Here is a 22,346-nt window from a genome sequence, read left to right as displayed (position 1 = left end):
TAGCCAATATGAATATCTCTTGAAGGAATTGTGTAAAACTTGTGCTATTTTACCAGTCTTTATCTAAATTTGAGAATGGCTTCTAAAGTATGGTGTGAAATCAAGCATGAAGCGTACAGGCAACGGCTATATCAATGCCGCATTGAGTCTTCTTCCACAGCTTAGGAAAGTAAAAAGCCCAGCACCATGTGCCAGGCAGTCGCAGCAATATATTCTTATTTCGAATCCCTATTGCCCTCTATTTCTACTTTACGACTTAAAGGTAATTCCATTAGGGGATTTTGCCGAACTCGCTAGGGAATCTCCCGCAGCTCGGCCATTCCTATTATTTAATGCTTAACTTGCCGGAATATCTTAAAGAACAAATATACCGTACCAATCATTGAGGCTATTAATAAATAATAACCTGTGTAATGAATTTCAGCCTGTAGAGGACCCGTACCAGAGTGCATCATAATGGCTGAAGTTAATAGCATACTGGAGATTATCAGACTATAGGCAATACGGTTGATGGACTTGTCAAGTTTATCGCCAAGAAACTCCATACCACTGATCGATAAAGGAATTTTCTTCTCCCCTCTGGTCATACCAGAAATGAATGTGGGTAGCTCACTAAAGAGTATTCGCAGCTTCTTCTTGACATCCAGTACATTTGCCAACATGGCCGCTTCACTTACCTGGGGCATAATATTGCTTTGGAGGAAGATCGCAATAATAGGCCGGGCTATCTCCAGAAAGTTAACATCTGGATCGATTTTGCGAGCATTTCCTTCCGCAATAGCAAACGCCTTGCCTAATAACAGCAGGCGCTCAGGCATGCGAATACCATACTTTTGAGAAATATGCATCATACCGAAAATCATCTTTCCTATTTCAACATTGCCTTGAGACATATTCTGGGATACAAACATTAGCTCTGCCATATCTTCATAATAATTTTGCCAGTTTGTTTCCCCTGTGGAATGGCCCATTTCTAGTGCCACATTCATCAACTTATCTACATCGGAATTTTGAATGGCGGTGAAGTTTTCAATTAACCGCTCTGTCATGCGCGAATCAATTCGCCCCACAATACCGAAATCAAGGTAGACTATTTCTCCCGCCTTAGTAAGACGAATATTGCCTGAATGGGGATCGCCGTGAAATACGCCGCATAAAATCACTTGACGTAAGAAACTGTCCAGAAATTTCCTGGCTAATTCCTTGCGGACAGCAGGATTTTGAGTTTCAGCTGCCTGTTCAATACTAATTCCCTCAATATACTCCATAGTCAGCAAATTCTCGTTACTTAACTCCCATTCTACCCTCGGTGCACGGGCCAACCCGGCATCGGCTAAGAGATTGCGGAACAACTGGATATTTCCCGCCTCTACCGATAAATCAAATTCTTTTTTGAGAGAATGGGCGAAAATAGCAAAGCTATTTTCTATATCCATTAGGTTGTTGACTTCTGGCTGTTCTGCTAAAAAGGTAACTATTTTTTGCATTATCCGCAAATCCAATTCAGTCTTATTGATAACCTCTGGTTTGCGAACCTTTATCACTACCTTGCGCCTGTCAGCCAAAGTAGCGGTATGAGTCTGGGCAATCGAGGCCACCCCTAGCGGCTGAGGATCTATGTACGTAAAAATATTCTTATACTCTGGCAAGTTTTCGGCAATCAACTGTTCAATTCGCTCAAAAGCAACCGGTGTTACTTGCTCTTGTAGGCTTTTCAGGGCATCGGTAACAAAATCAGGAATAATATCCGGGCGGCTGCTTAAAAATTGCCCTAACTTAATAAATGTCGGGCCAAGTTCTTCCAGCATTCCCGGCAATCTTTGCACCAGACGGCGAAACTCTTCGCTCTTTAGAGTTTTTTCTAAATCCCCTGCACCACTGAGCACACCAAAGGCCATAAACCGGCGTAGGCCCAAATCTTTTACCAGAAAACCAAACCCGTTTTTAATAAAAACCCCGGCAATCTCCCTCGCCCGTTCGCGTACTGCATCATTTCTTTGCCATGTTGCCAAAATAATTCCTCCAAACTGCATAACCTAGTACCACTCATAGATGCCCAAACCTATTATCTCTAGCTATGTGATAACTCATTATATACCACAAGCGTACTATCTTACAAAAAAATCGTGTAAATAAAAAACAGTCAGCACAAGCTGACTGTTTTTTATTGATAACCTAGTTGTCTAGAACCTCTACTTGTTTAGCTACTATGACCGGACCTTGTGTCTGGGTCGCAGCCTTCCTGGTTTTAAACACTTCCCACAGTGCTCTGGCCAAGAATACCGAACCGCCAATGAGGAGAGCCCAGAATAAGAGGGTAATGGCTACACCGGCTAAATTGCCAAGAAAGCTTTCGAAACCTGAACCAGGCAGCATACCAGGCATGCTTGCCATGTTAGTCATATTGGCCATGTTACCGTGGTTATACATAGCCATGTTACCCATTTGGCCATACGCATCTACGCCTTGATTCATAACGCCCATGCCTTGTCCCATACCATTCATCCCCTGGCTCATGCCTTGATTCATGCCACCCATACCCATGTTCATACCTTGGTTCATGCCACCCATACCTTGATTCATCATCATCATGTTAGAAGTCCTCCTTTATATTTTGTTTATCTATTTATCAGTGGTTCTGATTTGTTTTAAGTATAACAAACCCAAATGAATATCTTATGAATACCCTATGAAAATCTTGTGAAATTTTTTGAGGTTAGACAGTACTGCTGATAATCTTACCAAGTGTACTAAACTCAATTGTATGCAGATTAAGAAACAATGAACGGGGTTGTCCCCAAAAAGAAAATTATGGAGTACTAGGTTCAATTCCCAAAAACAAGTCCGTACTACCCCAAAGTGATACGGACTTGTTTTTGGCTTAATCTATATACATAACAGTAGTAAACATGCCGCCTGTTTGTTTCATATGATTATTAGACATATGATGAGGAATATGACAATGAAGCGGCCAGACTCCGGGGTTATCGGCGGCAAATTCTAAATCAAATGTTTCCCCCGAGGCCACCGGGATTGTATTTTTTCGTAATCGAGAGCAGGGATGAATGCTATTGCCATCGGAAGCTACAATAGAGAAGTGATGTCCATGAAGATGAATAGGGTGCACTTGATCTCCAGGATTAGCTAATCTAACCCGGATTAGTTCACCACGATTAACTTCCAAGGGGGATGTATAGGGAAAACTTCGTCCGTTAATGGTGAAAAAGTTTAAATCGTCACTAAGCGGGTTAATATTATATGTGCCTAGCTTTACCATTCCATGCTCTAAGCCAATCACAGCGAATTCCTGAATAATTAGCGAATAATCGCGATCAACTGGCAGGCAATCTGAGTTAGGATCCAAAATGATTAGACCGCCGGCTAATCCCAGCATCTCTTGTTTTGCCGTATTGTGATGCGCGTGGTACATATGTGTGCCGGGGGGATTGATGATTCTAAAATGATAATCAAAATAACAGCCGGGTTTTATCGCCGGTGAAGCCTGAACATCGGGTACCCCATCCATAATGTTGGGTACATCCAGACCATGCCAGTGCACGCTGGTCGACTCAGGCAAGCAGTTATATACCCTAATATTCACATAATCACCGGGATACACTTTAATCGTTGGTCCGGGAATACAACCGTTAATATCCCCAGCCTTTAATAGATAATCCGGGTAATACCTCTCTTGCTACAGGTTCTGCGACAAATTCAAAGAATTTAATACCGCCTTTTATTACATAAGGAAGATCAGGAATATCCGGAGAAACAACCAAGCAAATCACTCCTCGCGCTCTTATGTTACATAATATTCGCTGAGTCTGTCGCCTGCTACCCGTTTTCTTTACTTTTTTACATGTTGATTAAGCGGCGCCTGGTCGCTTTTTTTATCTACATAAAGCGTGCCGTCGGGATTTATAGTGGCTAACGTTACTTCATTTAAATCAGTTACTCCTTGTGATTGTAACTGGCTCTCCAACCACTGTCGGGTTAACCCGCTTTCCGTTAAGTTCTTTTCGATTACTGTTCCGTCAACCACCAGTTCCTTACCAACAAATTGGCTAGCTGCCGCGCCTCGGGAAGAAAGATTTAAGTCCTTCGCCGTAACGGGTTGAAATTGAGCCTTTTTCAATATACTTAAGTGTCCGTTGGATTCCATTATACCGACTTCTATTTCATTAGGGTCGAATACACCGCGCATCCTCAGTTGCTTTAAGAGATGGTGCACATTAAAATATCTCTTGCCCAGATTATCTTCCAGTATCTTACCGTTATGGATTACCATGATCGGCTCCGAATCAATCAGTTTTCTGGCAGGAACACTCTTTAATGTAATAAAATTGATAATCATAATCCATACAGTCCAAACACCCAGACTTACTACGCCTGCTACCATGCCGATGCTGCTGTCAACCGCCATCGCTGCGGCGATAGAACCGATGGTAATACCATTGACATAGTCGAAAAAGGTTAATTGGGAAACTGCTTTGCGCCCTGCTATATGTGTTAGTATAAATAATATTACAAAGCCCAGCGATGTACGTATGACAATGTCCATAATGTCTTCCACCTGAACACCCCCTTATCAAAAAAGAAAGGTAGTTGTTCCACCTCTCTTTTATCCGTTTGACGTATTTGGTTATTAATTTTGCCCTTGCCCCATCAGCGTTTGGATTTCCTGCTGCAATTGCGAAAGGTTTTGCATTTTTGCATCTCTGAGTTGGGTAAAGAGCTGCCGCACTTCGGGATTGGTAATATCCATCATGTTCTTATTGTACATGGACTGCATCATCTTTTCATCTTGCATAACATCTGTTAAATAGTCAACGGTATTCATTATATTCCACAACTCCTTTTATACAATTCCGAGCTTAGACATGGCCTGTGACAGTGTACTATAGTGATTGCGAGCACCCTGCTCCATCCCTTTGAGCATCTGCTGATGAATAGGATCGGTAATCTTCTGGGAAAGATCAGCATACTTTTTCGCCATACTCTCCTCATGAGCCAACATTTCCTTAAACGCGTTATTCATCATTTCTTGTTCAGTGAGCATATTGTATTGCCTCCTTAGCCTTGGGTTTTTACCGAATAGTATAATTCACCGGCAGCATCTATCAGCGCAACATAAACATCCTTGATGTTGGTGATGCCTTTTTTCAGCAGCTGCTCATTTAACCATTTTTCATCATAGCCTAATGCATGCAGGTTTTCTGCTAAAACCTTTCCCTCCGTAATTAAAATGGTCGGCAGACCTCCTCCCATGGTTTTCCTGTTTAAGTCCTTGGGTGTTACCGGCTGATAATCGGATTTTTTTAGAACGCTGACATGTCCGCTGGTTTCCAGCACTGCTACCTCTACCTCATTAAAATTCGGAGCGTCTACTGTCCGTAGGTCTGATAACAAAAGTTCCAAGGGAAAGAACGTTTTGGCCATATTCTCGCGCAGAATTTTACCTCCTGCAATCAATGGCACCGCTTGCCCTAATACCAACCTGGCAAACGTCCTGTTTTTTACGGCAATATAGGAGATAAGATAGTGCAGAAGGTAAATCACCGCTACTACCGCAACAGTATTGATAATACTTATTTTGGGTTCAAACAAAGGAGCGGCGGTTAGTCCGCCCATCATCCAGAAAAAAGCGAAGTCATACCCGGCAAATTGACCGCCCGACCTGTGGGGCAAGACTTTGCCTTCAACATACAGCATAATGCCAACCACCAGAGTCCGAAGCACAAAAATGAACGGACTGATTTTCTCGGCAGTTCCGAATACTTCCTTTAACAGGTCCTCCAAATTCATCCCTTCTTCATACACTTGTATAGACTGTCCCATGAGCCTCCAGCATAGCCAAAAATACATCTTGCGGATTAGTAATTCCTTTTTCGCCCAATTTTGTTAGCAACCATTTGTGATCTAACCCCAACTGATGCAAATTAGCTTCGTCGATAACGCCATCATAGATAAGAATAGTAGACAGTGCTGCCAACTTTGGCGGCAGATTCATTTGCTTTCTGGTAATAGGTAGAGCCTCTGGTTTCTTTACAACGCTGATTTTGCCATAAGGCTCCAAGACAATAGTATCAATTTCTGAAAGACTATGCGCTCCTTTCAATCTTAACTGGCCTAAAAGGTTATCTATGGTCACATGACAGTCCAGCAAATTTTCTTTGAGCAATCGTCCTCCTTGCATTAAGATGGTAGGCTGCCGGTCAATACCTTTCGGCCATTTGATATCCAAATAGGATAACAAAACATTCACACCTGCGTAAACGAAAACAATTACAAGGCCGGAAACGAGTGAAGATTCCGGGGAGACCATCCGGACGGCAGCCAAACTCACGATGCCGGCTGCTACCAGATAATTGTGGCCTGATAAAATTCCCACCTGGCGGTGTCCCATCATGCGAGTAGCAATTATTAAAGCAATATATAGGACAATAGCCCGAATCACCAAGGCTAAGGTAGACAGTTCCTTACTTCCTTCCCAAAAAGCCTTCCATTCCAAAAATATTTCCTCCTAAATCAGCGAAAATGGTTAATTAACTTTTTTCCAGTAACGCTGAAAGAATCACTGCCAGAATGACAATAAGAACACCGGCATATAAATGAATTTTTGATAAAGTGGTTGCTGAATTGGAGACTCGCGTCATTTGCATTTGATTTTCTTGGTTTTGCGGTGTCGACGGATTAATCAGACTGCTCATTTTAGGGCCCAAACTAAAAACCTGAAACAGCAAAATGCCAATCATGATTGCTACTAAAATAAGTTTGATCGTCAAAACAATACCCGACGGTTCTTCCAGCAGCGGGGTGAGTTCCTTTTGCTTATCAAAGATGGCGTAGCTGCCGGTAAGGATGAGCAGAACAAGGCTGGTCCAGGTAAGCATGGAGAAATTTTTCATGGCCATGCCATTAATCGCATGGGCCTTCATATCCGGCAACGGCTTTAATGCCGGCTTAACGGCAAACTCGCTGTATATCATGCTGCCGATCCAGGTAACGGCGGCCAGGATATGTAATGTGCCGGATATTGTGTGTAAGAGCTCTTTTCCTTCCATAGGATAAACCTCCCCTAAAAAGATGACATCATGATCATTCGGTCAGTTATTATAATGACTTAAGTAAAGTATGTATACTAAACTATTTTTGTATACCGTCGAAGCTTACGTTATCACCACGTAAGTTTTATTATCAAAAAGAAAAAAGCCATAAATTGGCTTTTTTGCTTAAATCTTATACCATAGCCGGGGTCTGAAGCTGACTTAACGAATATTGACATTCCTCGATGCACAGATCAAGATGATGCGCTCCTTCGTTCAACATCATCTTTACCTGTGTATTGTTCTCCTGAGTTGCCATTGAACGAAGCTGCCCAGCTGTTTGCTGACATTGCTGCACACATTGTTGAATGTCATTAGCAGGATTAGCTGCCATACATGGTTCACCTCTTTCTTTAATGATTGTATAAAATTGAATCTTATTGGGCTTGCATGGACGCATGTTCACACTGGCGAATACACATTTCAACATGAGTTGCGCCAAATGTAACCATTTCCCTCACCCCGGCGTTAGGAACAGCGTTGGCCGCTGTCCGCAGCATATTGGCCGTGTTGGTACAATCAGTGATACATTGTTGGATCTGCTGTCTGTTTGCCATGATCTCACCCCCCATCCAGGTATAATATAACCATTTCGGTTGCATTTAAACCTGGCTCCGGTGGATTGGAGCAATTGCCTAAACATTAATAAAACCTGGCATTATCTAACACACTAGTAGAAGCAATACTAGGAGGTTGGATATGACTGACAACAATCACAAGAACATACCTGACAGGATAGAGATTTTAGTAGAAAACGGAAAAAACGCACTCACGGCAATGGTCAAACTTAGCCAGGAACAGGTAGATCATATTGTTAAAGCAATGGCTCTGGCCGGGCTGGAAAACCATATGAAACTGGCTAAAATGGCTGTCGAAGAAACCAAAAAAGGCGTTTATGAAGATAAGATTATTAAAAATCTGTTTGCTACAGAGTATGTTTATCACAGTATCAAATACCAAAAAACGGTAGGGATACTGGAAGACAACGAAGAAGAAGACTATTTTGAAATAGCTGAACCGGTGGGAATCATTGCCGGCATTACACCGGTCACCAATCCTACTTCAACAACCCTGTTTAAATCCATTATTGCAATGAAAACAAGAAATCCGATTATATTTGCCTTTCATCCCCATTCCCAGGAATGCAGTGTAGCAGCCGCCAAAGTGATGCGCGAAGCTGCCATTAAAGCCGGCGCGCCGGAATATTGCATTCAATGGACGGACGAGCCTTCCCTGGAATCAACCCAGGCGTTAATGAAAAATGATGGCATTTCCCTGATCCTGGCTACTGGCGGTTCATCCATGGTCAAAGCCGCCTATAGCGCAGGCAAACCAGCGTTAGGGGTTGGACCTGGCAATGTGCCTTGCTATATTGAAAAGACCGCAGATGTAAAGCGGGCAGTAACCGACTTGATAGTATCCAAGACCTTAGACAATGGTATGATTTGTGCCTCAGAGCAGGCCGTAATCATTGATGCCGCCATCTATGACGCTGTTACAGACTATATGAAGCGTCATAGCTGCTATTTTGTCAATGATGAAGAACGAGGAAAATTAGAGAAGACTGTTTTCGATGAAAGCTCAGGCAATGTGAATCCCGAAATTGTTGGCCAGTCGGCTTACACCATTGCCCAAATGTCCGGATTTGAAGTTCCAACAGACATCAAAATACTTATTGCTGAATTAGCAGGAGTCGGGCCCGAGTATCCCTTGTCCAGAGAAAAATTAAGCCCGGTGTTGGCCTGTTATAAAGTTACGGATTCTAAGGAAGGCATCCAGCGAGCAGTAGAAATGATCAATTTCGGCGGGGCGGGACATTCGGCAGTCATTCATTCCAATGATGACGCTGTTATCAATCAGTATGCGGAAAAGGCCAATACCGGCAGAATTATTATCAATCAGCCTTCCAGCCATGGCGCCATCGGCGATATTTATAACACGAGTATGCCGTCTCTTACGTTAGGTTGTGGATCATTCGGCCGAAACAGTACAACAGCAAATGTCACGGCTGTTAATTTGATTAATAAAAAACGTGTTGTCAAGAGAAGGTATAATATGCAATGGTTTAAAATACCGGAAAAAATTTATTTCGCGCCCGGTTCTGTCCAGTATCTTGCCAAGATGCCCAATATTTCAAAAGCCTTTATTGTTACTGACAAAATCATGGTAGAGCTGGGTTATGTGGACAAAGTTCTTCACCACTTACGCAATCGGGACGGTAGGAGTTATGTCCATTCAGAAATCTTTGCCGAAGTCCAGCCAGATCCGACTGTCGAAACAGTGCTTAAAGGCGTTGATGCCATCAGCAAATTCCAACCGGACGTAATTATTGCTCTCGGAGGCGGCTCAGCGATTGATGCCGCGAAAGCAATCTGGCTATTTTATGAACATCCTGAAACTGATTTTGCTGACCTTCGTATGAAATTTATGGATATCCGCAAGAAAGTGGTTAAGTATCCGCCCCTTGGGATAAAAGCCAAGTTTGTGGCTATACCCACCACTTCGGGTACAGGCTCTGAGGTTTCTTCCTTTACTGTTATTACTGACCCGAAAAGAGAAATCAAATATCCTTTGGCAGATTATGAACTGACCCCGGACGTTGCCATCATCGACCCGGACTTTGTTCAATCAGTGCCACACACGGTAACCGCTGATACCGGAATGGACGTTTTAACGCACGCAATTGAAGCGTATGCGTCGGTTATGGCTTCCGACTATACGGACGCGCTGGCGATGAAAGCCATCCAACTGGTCTTTGAATATCTCCCGCGAGCCTATCAAAATGGAGAAGACAAAATAGCCCGTGAAAAGATGCATAATGCGTCATGTATTGCCGGAATGGCCTTTACTAACGCTTTCTTGGGAATTAACCACAGTTTAGCCCATAAACTGGGTGGAGAATTCCATATTCCCCATGGCAAAGCAAACGCTGTCTTGCTGCCATATGTAATCAGATACAATTCTACCAAGCCCACTAAGTTTAATGCCTTCCCGAAATACGAGCACTATGTCGCTGATGAAAAATATGCGGAAATAGCGAAATACTTAGGATTAAACAGCCACACTACCGAAGAAGGCATAAATAGTCTGATAGATGCTATAAAAGACCTGATGAAGAAACTGCACATGCCTTTGACTATACAAGCTTGCGGCATACCGGAAAGTAAGTTTTCAAAGGTTTTGGATGAATTGGCAGACAAGGCTTTTGAAGACCAATGCACCACCGCTAATCCAAGAATGCCATTAGTATCGGAGTTAAAGGAAATTTACCAGCAAGCTTATAAAGGTGAATGATAAAAACATAAGAAAAAGCCTTTGCGCTGTGCAAAGGCTTTTCCTAACAGTTAATGGGGCATCATTTTGCTGGGAGCTTCTTTAATTAGACCTCTTATCGTTTCGACTTGCTTATCTACCGCCGCCTTATCAGGTGAGGGTTTGTTGACTTCGCTATTCAGAGCCGTAATGGCTTGACTTAAACGATCTCGAAACCCAGTATCCGAAAAATGGGATGACAGGCGATTATTGAGGGTAACCAGATTACCTGCCGAAGGTCTGGCTTCGGTAAGCTTATTGGCTTGTGACTTGGCGGCCACATCATCAAGCGCTTGATTCATTTGCGCCATAATAGGATTGGGGTCTTCCATATTGGCCATGTTGTGCTGAGCTTGTTGTCCGCCGCCCTGCTGCTGAGCAGGAGGAGCTGGCGGCGTCTGGCTCTTTTGACCACTGCAACCAGCTATCAGTAGTAAACTTACTACGCAAACTGCTATAAAAAGTTTACGCATACTACATCATGCCCATACCGCCGCCAGAGGAACCGCCAGACATACCGCCGCCAGCAGAACTGCCGCTCGACATACCGGACATACCGCCACCACTCGACATGTTCATCATGCCCATGCCACCGCCACCTTGCATATTACCCATACCACCGCCGCCTTGCATACCCATTGGCATACCCATCATACCCATACCGCCGCCTTGCATGCCCATTGGCATCTGTCCCATCATGCCCATATTACCACCTTGCATACCCATCGGCATACCCATCATACCCATATTGCCGCCTTGCATACCCATTGGCATTTGCCCCATAGACATTTGGCCCATCGGCATCTGGCCCATCATATTACCCATTGGCATACTGTTGACAGGTACCATAATGACCGGCACCATCATGCCACCGTTAAATGCGGCATTACCATACGGCATTTGCATATTACCGGCAAAACCGGCATTCATACCTGGCATCATCTGACCGCGGCCATACGACTGGCCATACATCGATTGTTGATTCGGCGCAAGCAGACCAACAACAGCCATTAACAGCAAGATACCCAGAAACGAATACAAGGCATATCTGAGCCACGGATTGTTTTCCATAAGTTTATATCCTCCCTTAAATTTTGTAGTGTAATTCGTGTTGGAAGGCGCGGTATCCGGCTTGCCTAGTACGCTAACAACGCTATGAGCCAAATAATTAGCCCCTGCGCCCAGCGCCACTACCAGCAAAGCGATCAGGAAAAACATATACATTGATCCCAGGAAGCCAAGACTGCTCAATACATTCACCTCAAGTGCCACACGATTAACAAAAATAGAGTTATGGACAAAATAAACGGCGTGAGGAAAAAAATGATGTTTGTGGTAAAGTCATGCACCCACCGCAAATAACCGCCCTGGTCATGCATGTTCATGGTCATAGACTGGGCCATTTCCTGCTTCCAGACCAGGAGATCAGAGAGTGTGATATTGGATGCATGCATCATGCGCATCATATCGCCCATGCTTTGCCCCATCATCTGGGTCATCATGTTACTGGTCTCAGCCTGATGATTTTGCCATACGTTGAGCAATACCAAGACAACAACCAGCAAAAATATAAAGGATAGTTGCCAGAAATGAAGTTTAGCCTGGTTCATTCGATTTCGCGCTCCTCCACACCAGGTAAGCCGCCAAAACCAGCGCTATCACCAGCAAATCGGTAAACAGCGGCACCGACAGCTCCACTACACCGCTTTGCCCACTTGAATCCATAGCCGCTATGCCCATCAGCGAGTTTTTCATGGCTTGCATCATGCCGGCCATAAATGCCTCCACCTGCTGCTTACTAGGGTCAGGCCCGCCAAACGCTATCATGCTGACTGCCACCGCAAAGAAAAAAGCAGAGGCAATAAACCATATGACTACCTTGAACCATTGCTGGGTCATCAGATTACCAGACGTTTGCTGTTTTGGCCATAGCAGGGCGTGTGCTTTCTGGTACATATGCCATACTAAGCTAGCCAGTACAATATAGGTCAATTTTTCGTGTACAAACATAGCAAATGCCAGGGCAGCCTTGTTGCCATGATGGCTTTTCCAGAGGATAATGCCAGTGACAATGAATAATAAAGTTGTCAGCAGAGTAAACAACCCGTATCCTTGCCTGCCAAATATTCCCCAGCCTAAATCACGCTGACTGTCATCTTTAAGCACCCGGGCCAACTCCTGTCCAAGGGCAAGGAAAGCTAGCACTACATAGGGAACAGCGATTACCCTGTGGACAAAGTCGGCAGTAGCAATGTCATAGTTAAGTACCCAAGCAAATCTGGCACCAACCATAGCCAAGCCACTGATGGCAAGTACGGCAAAAATAACAGTTAACAGCCAATGCACAACAAATTCCAGTCGAAGTTTCACGGTTACCAACTATTTCCCTTCGCGTTTATCTCCCGGTTTATTACCATTTGGGTTAAAAGAAGGCGGCGAAGACAGTTGCGCCGGCGGTTCAACCTGAATCGTGCTAGCACCGCTTGCCTGTTGACTAACCTGTTCGTTATCAAATTGGGCTTTCAAATACTGCACCAAAGCCACCGTTAAGGTGATGACAAGCGCCAGCATTAGGAGCTTAACTAAGAACCCAATGAGCATGAACAACATGACCTGTGGTGACGCACCATACCCGCCGCCAGACTGCATACCATTAAAGAGCGCCGTAATAAAGTATAGACCAAACACTACGGCGAGCACGACGGCCATGGTTCTAAGCACCGGATCTTGATTAACATACTCCATGGCCTTGGACGACTTTACAAAACCGTCCGGCTGATTGATGAATTTGCGGATGCCCATAATTAACCCGGCAATCAGCGCAAACACCAGCACCAAGACCAATAGATGCATGAGAAACCCGATGAGCCCTGGGATTAAACCGTCGAAGAAGGCTCCTCCCCCATAGCCGCCAGCAGCCGCCATACCGTGATGCCCGGCATTATTGCCAGCATAACCAGTCCCGCCGAAATTACTGCCAAACAAGAAACCGAAGACCAGCAGTCCCACAAAGACAATGAGGACTACTCTTAAAATGGGATCCCCTTTTGTTGTATCACCCATACTGTCCCTTCCTTTCTTTTTAATTTATGGTAAATGGTTACTGGGAGGCTTTCACATCATTAATCAGCCGCTTGATGAGAATCAAGACCCCCAGCACCATACCAAACGCAATGATAATGATCGCTAGATTAAATATCCAGGAACTGTCTCCCCCAGTCATCGACCCATGCTGCATGTTGGTCATGGTATTCATACCAGCTATGCCGCTCATACCGGCCATGGAGTTAGCCGGCATTTGTACCCTGGCCTGCCTGGCCTCATAAGCCATTTGGGTCATTTGCTGGTTCAAATCGTCACTTAACCGACTCAAGATGAGTGCACTACGCGCCAATTCGTAAATGCCCTGATGCAGCTGCTGCATCTTTTGGGTATTATACACATAGCCATCAGCAGGGGCATACGGGTTTACGTTGGCCATGGCTACCGATTCCTGGAGCAGTCGGTTGGCCTGAACCAGTTTAGCCCGGTTCTGCTGAATCAGGTTGTATCTGACAACATAGGTGTCAGCCGTAGGGGGATTGGCTTCAGGCATAACACTCTGGTCGGTTAAATCGTTATTGAGTTCGTTAAGCAGCATCATGGCCTGCGAAAACTTAAAGATGCCGTTGTGCAGCTGCTCTAGTTTTGTTTGATCATACACAATATTGCCTGTATTGGGCGGAAAATCCCGCCGCTCTTTACCTGGATTAATGTTAATGGTTACACCGTCGCGCGGGGGGATAGTAATTGCCCCTGTGCCACTATCCCGCGTAGGCGGGGTTGTCTGACTGGGTTGGGTAATCTGGGAATACGGATCATTAGTTATAAGCTCCATCGCCTGATTCAGTATGGTAGTGGCTTGTACCAGCCTGTCTTTATTCTGACTGGCCAAATTATTGAACGGGCTGGGCGGCATCACATTTCCGCCCTGCATGCCAGGCATCTGATGGCCGCCATGGCCGCCACCAGGGGCCATATTGGCAAAAAACTGGGACACATACGGAATCTGAATCCCCATCATCTGCGCGCCGTATAGCGCTACACCAGCAATTAATACAACAATAACAAGAAAAAACAGGAACCTCATCACATCAACTCCAACTCATGGTTTCAAGGTTAATATGACAATATTGCCTTGGCTTTATGCGTTTTTTTATAACAGCCACAAACTTTCGACAGAACAGCAAAAAACCGGGCCTGCGCCCGGTTATACAGAAAAAGGCCAAGAAGTAACCCACCGTAGGATTCTTCTTAGCCCTTAGTGCTTTAAAGCATATCTTTTAACTTTTTACCTGAACTTAGTGTGATTTATGTTCCTGGCTCTTATCGCCGTTCGACGGTACCTGCTCCTGTTGCTGCTCGGAATGGCTGTTATGCTGCTCGTTAGCCGATACAATATTAACAGGACCGATAGCGGCATTAGCCACAAACATACCTACTAATAAAGCGAACAAAACCTTACCCATTAATTTTTTCATAAACATTCTCCTCCTGCTGCTTTCTTAATTTACCGTAGCTTCCCTTTTCTTGGGTATATTTGTATATTATCATAGCAATGTGAATTTCTAATGAATAAATTATGATTTTTTACTATTGCTAGTTTTTCTTCTATATTAAAAACAACAATGCGTCTTTCAAATCTGCAGGAGGTTAACGAGTCCATTATCTACAACACCAGTGGGTTGTAGATTGTTGGCTTCCTGGTACTTTTTAACTGCCTCCTCGGTGGCTTTGCCAAAAATTCCATCCGCCCTGTCAGAAAGATAGCCCATGTCTTTTAATTTGCGCTGCAGGAGCACTACATCTTGCCCTGACATCTTATGTTTTAATTCTCTCTTGACTTTGTTTATCGGCCCTTCAATGCGAACTATAGTACCTAGCGGTACCCACTCAAATAACTGTTCTATATCGCTGTTTCGCATACGAATACAGCCATGACTTGCGTACTTGCCAATAGACCACGGCTTATTCGTACCATGGATTCCATAGATTCCCCACGGTACGTTTATCCCCATCCATCTTGTACCAAACCCGGTTCCCCAGTTATAATCCTTCCATACTACTTTAAAGTCGCCGATCGGTGTTGGTGTTTCACTTTTGCCAACCGCAATCCGATACTTTTTATATAATCCGGTACTATCATGTAGTTCAAGTACACGCTCAGGTATTTTGACAACTATATTTATTTCTCCCTGCGGTGGTTGGCTGGGCTGTGTTTGGACTGCGGCAATAGGCGGGTTTTCCAGCGGGTCTTCTTCAGCCAGGAAGTTAACAATTGGTACTAATACTAACAGTAGCACAACGGAAAACAACCTGAATCGCTGTATAGTTACTGTAGCCAAACGCACTTTTATTCAGCCCCCTATGCTTAAATATGGGCAATCGCATTATTGATGATATGTTGGTAGTTTTCCAAATATGACAGTACAAAAAAGCAAACAGCGCCGTTATTCACGACGCTGTTTGCTTGGTTAGCTCTACTTGTTACAAAGAACGTAACTCTTCCCTTATAGCTAAATATTCTTCCCGGCTTAATTCCCCATTGGCGTAACGTCTTTTGACGATTTCCAGGGAATTGGTTACAGGTTTTGGCTGACCAAATTTTTCACCGGCCAAGTCCCACGCCCAGCGTATAAGATAGGCAAAGCCGACTATCACTAGTGCCCAGAAAAGAAATGACGCAAGAGTTGATAGCAAGCTTCCTACGTAACTGCCTCCCGAATAGCCCCAATAATACATAAATCATCCCTCCATTTGAATAATTACATTCCCATCATACCGCTGCTGGAACTCATCCCCATAGACGATTGACCCATGTTCATGTTACCCATTGGCATTTGACCCATGTTCATGTTACCCACCGGCATTTGGCCCATGTTCATGTTACCCACCGGCATCTGACCCATGTTCATGTTACCCACCGGCATCTGGCCCATGTTCATGTTACCCACCGGCATTTGGCCCATGTTCATGTTACCCATCGGCATTTGGCCCATGTTCGTGTAACCCATCGGCATCTGACCCATGTTCGTGTAACCCACCGGCATCTGACCCATGTTCATGTTACCCATCGGCATTTGGCCCATGTTCGTGTAACCCATTGGCATTTGACCCATGTTCATGTTACCCACCGGCATTTGGCCCATGTTCATGTTACCCACCGGCATCTGACCCATGTTCGTGTAACCCATCGGCATCTGCCCCATGTTCGTGTAACCCACCGGCATCTGACCCATGTTACCCGCCATTCCGCCTTGAACTGCATTCATGCTCAGCGCCGGTAAAACGGCTGAGGATACAATCATGAGCAGCAGCAAGCCGAAGAAAGAGTACACTGCATAACGCAGCCATATGTTCTTACCCATCTTTTCTACCTCCCTCTATTTCTTATTTTGCTAACGCCCAATCATATGCCTGTCATATCGCGTTTCATTTGTTGAAGCTCCTCCCGGGTAATGTCGCCGCGGGCGTAGCGTTCATAGAGTATCCTAGTAGCCCCGGTTGCCATAGATGATTTGTAGATTGCAATGGGTTGCCGGGAGCTAACCAAGTCTAAAACCCAGCCCAACAGACGATAAATCATTGCGATAACAAATACCCACAGTAACACGGTTATCACCAGGTGGGCAATATTACCGACAAATGACAGTCCATCATATCCGTAGCCGGCATAGGAATACATCGGTGTTGTGTAGTGACCCATCCTCTTCCCCCCCTTCTCTGTTGATTTATCTTCCGTACCTGTATTATACCAATTCAATATGAATAACCTATGAAGATTGGCTAGATTTTGCAATATTAAACCACTTTTATTTTGTGAGAAAAAGCAATTACCCGGTACAATTACCGGGTAATGGGAAAAGACTTATTCAATTGCACTCGCCTAAGAGTTAGTGCTGAGCCCCAGCCAATTCTTGCTTGATCGAAAGATACTCATCACGGTCAATTTCCCCGCTGGCATAACGACGCTTAGCAAGTTCAAGAGCATCTATCTCGACTTTCGGAAGTCTCAGTTTATGCCCGTAAGCCTCCCAAGCCCACCTAGCTAAGTAAACCGCACCTGCAAGCGTAACCACCCATAATAGTAACATAATAATCATTTTCTAAGCCTCCTAATAAATATAATCAAAACTGGGCCGGTATCGGAGACAGTTTGGGTCCATGACCCATTTAAACGCCACCGTCCTGCCGTTACAGTTATTGTATCAAGTCTATGTGAATATCTCATGAAGGTTAGATGTAAATCCTATGAAACTTTACTCGTTATTAAAATTGCAGTTGTTCAAAAACCGATTCAGACTGGCGATGCCACAATAAGTTTAATTATCTTACCTGAATACTCCTCAATCGAATACGGCTGTATGCCTGCCTCATTCACGTTCTTTACTGTTTCCCTGTTAATATTCGAACCGATGACATGTAAAGCTACCGGATTAAGAACATCCATTAGCCACCCTAAAAACGGGTTTTCACTGCGTACATGCTCAAGCAAAATGATCCGCCCGCCTGGCTTGCATACCCGTTTAACTTCTTTTAAGCCTTGAACCGGATCGGGTACAGAACAAAAAACGCAGGTAGCAATCACAGTATCAAAAGTATTGTCAGGAAAGGTCATATGTTGAGCATCCATCTCTAACAGAGTAACAGGTATCCTGGCCTTTGTTAGTTTTTGCTTGGCTTTTTTTAGCATGCCTGGACTAAAATCAATCCCTGTTACTTGGCAACCAGGTAAGTAAAATTCCAGATTAGCGCCGGTGCCTACCCCCACCTCTAATACCTTACCTGTAGCCTGCTCAACGGCCTTACGGCGAAGTTTTACCGGAATCATTTTATCCATCCAATCGTAAAACAGGGCAGTCCGATTATACCTTCTTCGGATGGTATCGGTATGGCTTTTCGGTGTTTTTTTAGTCATGATAGTCTTCCTCCTAGAACATGTACATCTGGTATACATTATCCCCGCGTCAGCACCCAGTCAAACAGTGTCTGCCCTATGTCCTATGCAAACAAGCCAGCCGGGTCACCGGCTGGCTTTGTACATAAGGTTAATGTGTATGAGTCGCTCCGTCACTGTGTACATGAGTCTCGCCCGACTTGGGGGCATTAGTCGCACTGGGCTGAGGCGTCGTTGCAGTGTTGTTAGAGGCGGGGGCTGGCGGCGGGGTGTGATGATGCTCTGCTCCGTCACCATGGCCGTGCTCATGTGTGCCGGTCGCTTGCGGTACAGCCGCCACCCCGACACCGAATTCATAAACCAGACGCCCGCCCAAATGGGCACCATATGTCATTGTGCCTACGGCCAATACGCCAATAGCGAAATAGATAACTAACTGACTTACCGTCCCAGGCAATAATGTTTTTTTAATACTACGCCAAACCAACATGAAACCAAAAAGAACTGCGGCGGCATACTCAATATTTTTATGACGCTCCATAATAACATGAGACGCATCATTATGCCCAGCCGTATTTTCTGCATAAATTCCTGAACCAATGGCAACGGCCATAGACATAACGCCTATAAGCAAACACCACCAACCGGCCGAGCGTAATGAGTCTTTTTTTAGGACTACGCTTACTATATCAAATAAAAAACCGATTAACAGCAAAGCGATAGGAAAATGTATCACTGCAGGATGAAGGTTTTGCATACAATGACTCCTTTTCATATAAATAGGTCGGTTATTACTCTCAACAATGCAGGCTATTCCTCCTGTGACCTTTCCCCCTCCCAGCCTAAACTATCATAAGCCATTTTATTATACACGATGAATATGAATTTCTAATGAATTCGAATAGAAATTTAGGGCTCAACAGAAAAAGCCAGCCATAAGGCTGACTTTTTCTGTTATATTAGTTAATCAAGCACTTCCACTTGCTTGGCTACTACAACCGGAGCGGCTTGCACCGTCTTTTTCGGTTTAAACAACTCCCATAGGCCTCTTGCTAAGAATACTGAACCACCGATAAGGAGTGCCCAGAACAGCAGTGTGATAGCAATGCCCGCAAGATTACCCAAAATAGACTCAAATCCAGAACCCGGAATCATACCAGGCACACTTGCCATGTTGGCCATGCCTGCATGATTAGTCATCGCCATATTCCCCATTTGGTTATACGCGTCCACACCATGATTCATGTAACCCATACCTTGGTTCATACCCATGTTCATGCCTTGATTCATACCGTTCATGCCCATGTTCATGCCTTGGTTCATACCATTCATACCCATGTTCATGCCCTGGTTCATGCCACTCATGCCCATGTTCATACCTTGGTTCATGCCTTGACTCATGCCTTGGTTCATGCCTTGACTCATACCTTGGCCACCACCCATGCCACCCATCATCATCATCATGTTAGAACCTCCCTAATTTTTTTCTCTATTGACTTGCCTCTACGTCAAGTATAACAAACTAAAATGAATATCTTATGAATACGAGATGAAGAACTTATGTAATTTTCGCAGTAATCTCTTATACAGAAATATCTACTGTCTTACCTAATTTCGGATCGACACTAAGCTGCTTAGTGCTGCTAGTCGTAGCTTTTTCAGTTGCTGCTGTATTTTTGCCAGCAGTCATCTGGCTATGCTGAGACCCGCTGCACCCGGACATACCTGCCATGCCACTTGCTGAACCACCTGCTGATACATTTGACATATTCATTTTCGTATTCCTCCCATTTTTAAGCTTGGTCAGACATTTCCATCCGCCTATGTACATTGTACCAAATCAATATGAAGATCTAATGAAGATAACCTTGAATTCTGACAAAAGTACTACTCCTATTTTTTGCGCAAAAAAAAGCCGGGAGGTACTCCCGGCAAGCTGCTTCCATGGTTGGAACGTAAAAAAATTTATATTTACTGAGGATGTATTTAGTATACCAAACAAAAATGAAGATTTAATGAAGATTCTCCTGGAAAAAGAAAAAAGACGAAACCTTTGCCTATTGCAGGAAGGATTCGTCTTTTGGTGTATCTTAGTGGTGGCCGCTATGCTCGTTTGACTGATTATTTCCATCAGTAGGTGGCGGCACTTGCTGCTCAGTTTGCTGAGTATTGGTTTGCTCAGCAGCGAGTATAATCGGCGAAACTATCCCGGAGGTCGCTACAAATGCTCCCATCATTAGTGCTACTACTAACTTAGATACCATCTTATTCATACATCCAGCTCCTTTGTATTGACAATGACATGAGGGCTTGGGTGAGTACCCTTCATTTACTTATACAAATAGTACCACAAAAATGTGAATAAGTTATGAAGAAGACACGAATTATTTATGTGATTTTGCTAAAAGACCTCTACGCAAGCGCAGAGGTCAAACAAAATGTATCGAGATAGATTCTCTTATTTTAGTGCTTATGACTACTTAAGTCGCCCTTAACTTTTAGCAATAATTCTTGAAGCTCCTTAATCTTGACATCAAGGCCAGCCTGATCGACTTTGGCTGCATGAACGGCATCTTTAATGGCCACAGCACTTTGGCGGGTCTTATTCTTTAATCCATCATCCATGATATGAGGCACTAGCTTATCGGCAGTCTGAACAAGTTGTGCAGCCACTTTCTGTGCCTCAGCTGTTTGGCTTGCTTTTTGCTTAGCGGCCACGTCAGCTAGCTGTTTCTCCATATCGGCCAAGAACGGCATCGGATCTCCTGCCGGCATAGAATGGATTTGCTGATTATGCCCCTGAGAATGTTCCTGACTGGCTGCCTGCTGAGGAGCCGCCTGTTGTGCCAGTTGCGAAGTCGGCTGACTGGAACCACAACCAGCTGTCAGCGACACGGTTAATAATAGCGCGATACCACCTAATACGACTTTTACTTTTTTCACGAGCATCCTCCTCAAGTATGTATAAGCTGTTACGCCTTTCGGTCTTATTATAGCAGCTCATTATGAAGAACTTATGAAGAGGGAATCGTTTTTTTGTTATTTGCAAAAAAAATGCGGCGCTGTAAGCCAGAGCCGCATTACGGTAATACATTTATGTGCTAATGGAATTAATATGGCCTAAAATATGGATTGCTGTACATTGGTGCAGCATATCCATTCATATGTTGCCCATGCATTCCCATATGATGAGAGTAATATCCCCCAAAGCTGGGACCCATGACAGGCATAGGACCTGGCGGTACAACGCCATATCCGGCTCCATACATACCATATCTGGGAGTAACGGCATCCATTAACGCGGCTACAAGTAAGGCTCCCAAAAAGAAGTACGCTGCCTTTTTAAGCCAAGGATTTGAAAACGAATTAAACATACTAAACATGGAAAAACCTCCCTTTATCTATCTTTATGAATTATTACCAATTTTACTCTATTTTACCATGTTTAAGCAAAAAAACAGCGCCCAAGAGCACTGTTTTTTTATGCGTTTACTTCTATAGCTAAGCCAAGTCCTGTTTGATACGTTCAAATTCTTCACGGTTGATTTCGCCACGAGCATAACGCTGCTTAAGTATCTCGATCGCGGAACCAGTTGCATCAGGTGCTGCCGAAAGCAAACAGGCAGATTTGCCGGAAACTGTTTCCATTAGCCATCGCACTAGAAAGTACAGTCCCGCCAAGAGCAATACCCAAAAGAGCAGGCTAAATACACCATGGAATAAGCCGCCAAATAGTGAAGAACCGTACCCGTAACCATAGCCCTGTCCTGCATAATTCATCATGCCATAACCCATACCTTACGCCTCCTTACTTTTTGTATTTTGTTACACATAGTAGTATACCGCCGTCCGCCACCTCCAGTCACCAAAAAAGTAACGGACTCCTCGTGTATATTATAGCAAACAATTGTGAATATCCTGTGAATTTTAGGAAATTTTACACTTCAGCCTCGCAAATCAAATTGGCGTTGCGAGGCTGAAAGTACTTCACA

33 protein-coding genes are annotated in these 22,346 nt (G+C 44.3%); 2 read left to right on the top strand and 31 right to left on the bottom strand.

Annotated elements, in window-relative coordinates:
* Nucleotides 1-329: 329 nt before the first annotated feature.
* The 12 genes from BLR65_RS03700 to BLR65_RS03650 all read right to left on the bottom strand — a co-directional run bounded on the left by BLR65_RS03700 (nt 330) and on the right by BLR65_RS03650 (nt 7,663).
* Nucleotides 330-2,012: an ABC1 kinase family protein gene (locus BLR65_RS03700; protein WP_169716898.1), complete on the bottom strand. Its 1,683-nt coding sequence runs from the start codon at nt 2,010-2,012 to the stop codon at nt 330-332.
* Between the two features lie 163 nt (nt 2,013-2,175).
* Nucleotides 2,176-2,592, bottom strand: a complete 417-nt coding sequence (locus tag BLR65_RS03695; protein ID WP_093792616.1) for a hypothetical protein — start codon at nt 2,590-2,592, stop codon at nt 2,176-2,178.
* A 289-nt stretch (nt 2,593-2,881) separates the two neighbouring features.
* Nucleotides 2,882-3,601 carry a multicopper oxidase domain-containing protein gene (locus tag BLR65_RS03690; RefSeq protein ID WP_245692374.1) on the bottom strand — a complete coding sequence of 240 codons (720 nt, stop codon included), beginning with the start codon at nt 3,599-3,601 and terminating at the stop codon, nt 2,882-2,884.
* Between the two features lie 46 nt (nt 3,602-3,647).
* Entirely contained in the window at nt 3,648-3,779 is a 132-nt protein-coding gene (locus BLR65_RS31320) for a cupredoxin domain-containing protein (RefSeq protein WP_281241484.1), read from the bottom strand.
* 68 nt (nt 3,780-3,847) lie between these two features.
* On the bottom strand, nt 3,848-4,573 hold the full coding sequence (locus BLR65_RS03685) for a YetF domain-containing protein (protein WP_093792614.1): 726 nt from the start codon (nt 4,571-4,573) through the stop codon (nt 3,848-3,850).
* Between the two features lie 72 nt (nt 4,574-4,645).
* Nucleotides 4,646-4,840: a spore coat protein gene (locus BLR65_RS03680; RefSeq protein ID WP_093792612.1), complete on the bottom strand. Its 195-nt coding sequence runs from the start codon at nt 4,838-4,840 to the stop codon at nt 4,646-4,648.
* An 18-nt stretch (nt 4,841-4,858) separates the two neighbouring features.
* Nucleotides 4,859-5,059, bottom strand: a complete 201-nt coding sequence (locus BLR65_RS03675; RefSeq protein ID WP_093792610.1) for a hypothetical protein — start codon at nt 5,057-5,059, stop codon at nt 4,859-4,861.
* Between the two features lie 14 nt (nt 5,060-5,073).
* Nucleotides 5,074-5,838 carry a YetF domain-containing protein gene (locus tag BLR65_RS03670; RefSeq protein WP_211285152.1) on the bottom strand — a complete coding sequence of 255 codons (765 nt, stop codon included), beginning with the start codon at nt 5,836-5,838 and terminating at the stop codon, nt 5,074-5,076.
* On the bottom strand, nt 5,813-6,511 hold the full coding sequence (locus BLR65_RS03665; protein ID WP_211285151.1) for a YetF domain-containing protein: 699 nt from the start codon (nt 6,509-6,511) through the stop codon (nt 5,813-5,815). Before BLR65_RS03665 ends, BLR65_RS03670 begins: the two co-directional genes overlap by 26 nt.
* 34 nt (nt 6,512-6,545) lie before the next feature.
* Entirely contained in the window at nt 6,546-7,064 is a 519-nt protein-coding gene (locus BLR65_RS03660) for a DUF4149 domain-containing protein (RefSeq protein ID WP_093792608.1), read from the bottom strand.
* Nucleotides 7,065-7,239: 175 nt separating this feature from the next.
* Entirely contained in the window at nt 7,240-7,440 is a 201-nt protein-coding gene (locus tag BLR65_RS03655) for a hypothetical protein (protein ID WP_093792606.1), read from the bottom strand.
* A gap of 43 nt (nt 7,441-7,483) precedes the next feature.
* Nucleotides 7,484-7,663, bottom strand: coding sequence for a hypothetical protein (locus tag BLR65_RS03650; RefSeq protein WP_093792604.1), 180 nt, complete (start codon nt 7,661-7,663; stop codon nt 7,484-7,486).
* A gap of 142 nt (nt 7,664-7,805) precedes the next feature.
* Between BLR65_RS03650 and adhE the strand changes: the two genes are divergently transcribed.
* Entirely contained in the window at nt 7,806-10,400 is a 2,595-nt protein-coding gene (gene adhE / locus BLR65_RS03645) for a bifunctional acetaldehyde-CoA/alcohol dehydrogenase (RefSeq protein ID WP_093792602.1), read from the top strand.
* Nucleotides 10,401-10,450: 50 nt separating this feature from the next.
* On the opposite strand, the gene BLR65_RS03640 is transcribed toward adhE, so the two are convergent.
* The 9 genes from BLR65_RS03640 to BLR65_RS03600 form a co-directional block, all read right to left on the bottom strand.
* Nucleotides 10,451-10,891 carry a hypothetical protein gene (locus BLR65_RS03640; RefSeq protein ID WP_093792600.1) on the bottom strand — a complete coding sequence of 147 codons (441 nt, stop codon included), beginning with the start codon at nt 10,889-10,891 and terminating at the stop codon, nt 10,451-10,453.
* Nucleotide 10,892: 1 nt separating this feature from the next.
* Entirely contained in the window at nt 10,893-11,690 is a 798-nt protein-coding gene (locus tag BLR65_RS03635) for a hypothetical protein (RefSeq protein WP_143122489.1), read from the bottom strand.
* Nucleotides 11,675-12,028, bottom strand: coding sequence for a hypothetical protein (locus BLR65_RS03630; RefSeq protein ID WP_093792596.1), 354 nt, complete (start codon nt 12,026-12,028; stop codon nt 11,675-11,677). The genes BLR65_RS03635 and BLR65_RS03630 overlap by 16 nt, the downstream gene beginning before the upstream one ends.
* Nucleotides 12,015-12,788 carry a hypothetical protein gene (locus BLR65_RS03625; protein ID WP_143122488.1) on the bottom strand — a complete coding sequence of 258 codons (774 nt, stop codon included), beginning with the start codon at nt 12,786-12,788 and terminating at the stop codon, nt 12,015-12,017. The genes BLR65_RS03630 and BLR65_RS03625 overlap by 14 nt, the downstream gene beginning before the upstream one ends.
* A gap of 9 nt (nt 12,789-12,797) precedes the next feature.
* A complete protein-coding gene (locus BLR65_RS03620; RefSeq protein WP_093792592.1) occupies nt 12,798-13,481 on the bottom strand; it encodes a hypothetical protein in 684 nt (227 codons plus the stop codon).
* Between the two features lie 37 nt (nt 13,482-13,518).
* Nucleotides 13,519-14,547, bottom strand: a complete 1,029-nt coding sequence (locus BLR65_RS03615; RefSeq protein ID WP_093792590.1) for a hypothetical protein — start codon at nt 14,545-14,547, stop codon at nt 13,519-13,521.
* Nucleotides 14,548-14,758: 211 nt separating this feature from the next.
* On the bottom strand, nt 14,759-14,938 hold the full coding sequence (locus BLR65_RS03610; RefSeq protein ID WP_093792588.1) for a hypothetical protein: 180 nt from the start codon (nt 14,936-14,938) through the stop codon (nt 14,759-14,761).
* A 156-nt stretch (nt 14,939-15,094) separates the two neighbouring features.
* The gene (locus BLR65_RS03605; RefSeq protein ID WP_342741365.1) at nt 15,095-15,808 is read right to left on the bottom strand and encodes a L,D-transpeptidase family protein; all 714 of its coding nucleotides are present in this window, start codon (nt 15,806-15,808) and stop codon (nt 15,095-15,097) included.
* 136 nt (nt 15,809-15,944) lie between these two features.
* On the bottom strand, nt 15,945-16,199 hold the full coding sequence (locus BLR65_RS03600; protein ID WP_093792586.1) for an SHOCT domain-containing protein: 255 nt from the start codon (nt 16,197-16,199) through the stop codon (nt 15,945-15,947).
* Between the two features lie 68 nt (nt 16,200-16,267).
* Between BLR65_RS03600 and BLR65_RS28920 the strand changes: the two genes are divergently transcribed.
* Nucleotides 16,268-16,744, top strand: coding sequence for a hypothetical protein (locus tag BLR65_RS28920; RefSeq protein ID WP_143122487.1), 477 nt, complete (start codon nt 16,268-16,270; stop codon nt 16,742-16,744).
* 122 nt (nt 16,745-16,866) lie between these two features.
* On the opposite strand, the gene BLR65_RS03590 is transcribed toward BLR65_RS28920, so the two are convergent.
* From BLR65_RS03590 to BLR65_RS03545, 10 genes are all read right to left on the bottom strand, one after another.
* Nucleotides 16,867-17,163, bottom strand: coding sequence for an SHOCT domain-containing protein (locus BLR65_RS03590; protein ID WP_093792582.1), 297 nt, complete (start codon nt 17,161-17,163; stop codon nt 16,867-16,869).
* Nucleotides 17,164-17,350: 187 nt separating this feature from the next.
* The gene (locus BLR65_RS03585; protein ID WP_093792580.1) at nt 17,351-17,560 is read right to left on the bottom strand and encodes an SHOCT domain-containing protein; all 210 of its coding nucleotides are present in this window, start codon (nt 17,558-17,560) and stop codon (nt 17,351-17,353) included.
* A 194-nt stretch (nt 17,561-17,754) separates the two neighbouring features.
* On the bottom strand, nt 17,755-18,375 hold the full coding sequence (locus BLR65_RS03580; protein WP_093792578.1) for a class I SAM-dependent methyltransferase: 621 nt from the start codon (nt 18,373-18,375) through the stop codon (nt 17,755-17,757).
* Nucleotides 18,376-18,505: 130 nt separating this feature from the next.
* Nucleotides 18,506-19,111: a DUF2231 domain-containing protein gene (locus BLR65_RS03575; protein WP_169716897.1), complete on the bottom strand. Its 606-nt coding sequence runs from the start codon at nt 19,109-19,111 to the stop codon at nt 18,506-18,508.
* Nucleotides 19,112-19,317: 206 nt separating this feature from the next.
* The gene (locus BLR65_RS29470; protein WP_176772675.1) at nt 19,318-19,779 is read right to left on the bottom strand and encodes a hypothetical protein; all 462 of its coding nucleotides are present in this window, start codon (nt 19,777-19,779) and stop codon (nt 19,318-19,320) included.
* A gap of 157 nt (nt 19,780-19,936) precedes the next feature.
* Nucleotides 19,937-20,128: a hypothetical protein gene (locus tag BLR65_RS03565; RefSeq protein WP_093792572.1), complete on the bottom strand. Its 192-nt coding sequence runs from the start codon at nt 20,126-20,128 to the stop codon at nt 19,937-19,939.
* A 316-nt stretch (nt 20,129-20,444) separates the two neighbouring features.
* Entirely contained in the window at nt 20,445-20,627 is a 183-nt protein-coding gene (locus BLR65_RS03560; RefSeq protein ID WP_093792570.1) for a hypothetical protein, read from the bottom strand.
* Nucleotides 20,628-20,817: 190 nt separating this feature from the next.
* Nucleotides 20,818-21,297: a hypothetical protein gene (locus BLR65_RS03555; RefSeq protein ID WP_093792568.1), complete on the bottom strand. Its 480-nt coding sequence runs from the start codon at nt 21,295-21,297 to the stop codon at nt 20,818-20,820.
* A 167-nt stretch (nt 21,298-21,464) separates the two neighbouring features.
* Nucleotides 21,465-21,737 carry a hypothetical protein gene (locus BLR65_RS03550; protein ID WP_093792566.1) on the bottom strand — a complete coding sequence of 91 codons (273 nt, stop codon included), beginning with the start codon at nt 21,735-21,737 and terminating at the stop codon, nt 21,465-21,467.
* 118 nt (nt 21,738-21,855) lie between these two features.
* Nucleotides 21,856-22,149 carry an SHOCT domain-containing protein gene (locus tag BLR65_RS03545; RefSeq protein WP_093792564.1) on the bottom strand — a complete coding sequence of 98 codons (294 nt, stop codon included), beginning with the start codon at nt 22,147-22,149 and terminating at the stop codon, nt 21,856-21,858.
* Nucleotides 22,150-22,346: the final 197 nt, after the last annotated feature.

This window comes from Sporomusa acidovorans, from assembly GCF_900101845.1.
GTDB lineage: Bacteria > Bacillota > Negativicutes > Sporomusales > Sporomusaceae > Sporomusa > Sporomusa acidovorans.
This window is presented reverse-complemented; position numbering and strand designations above follow the sequence as displayed.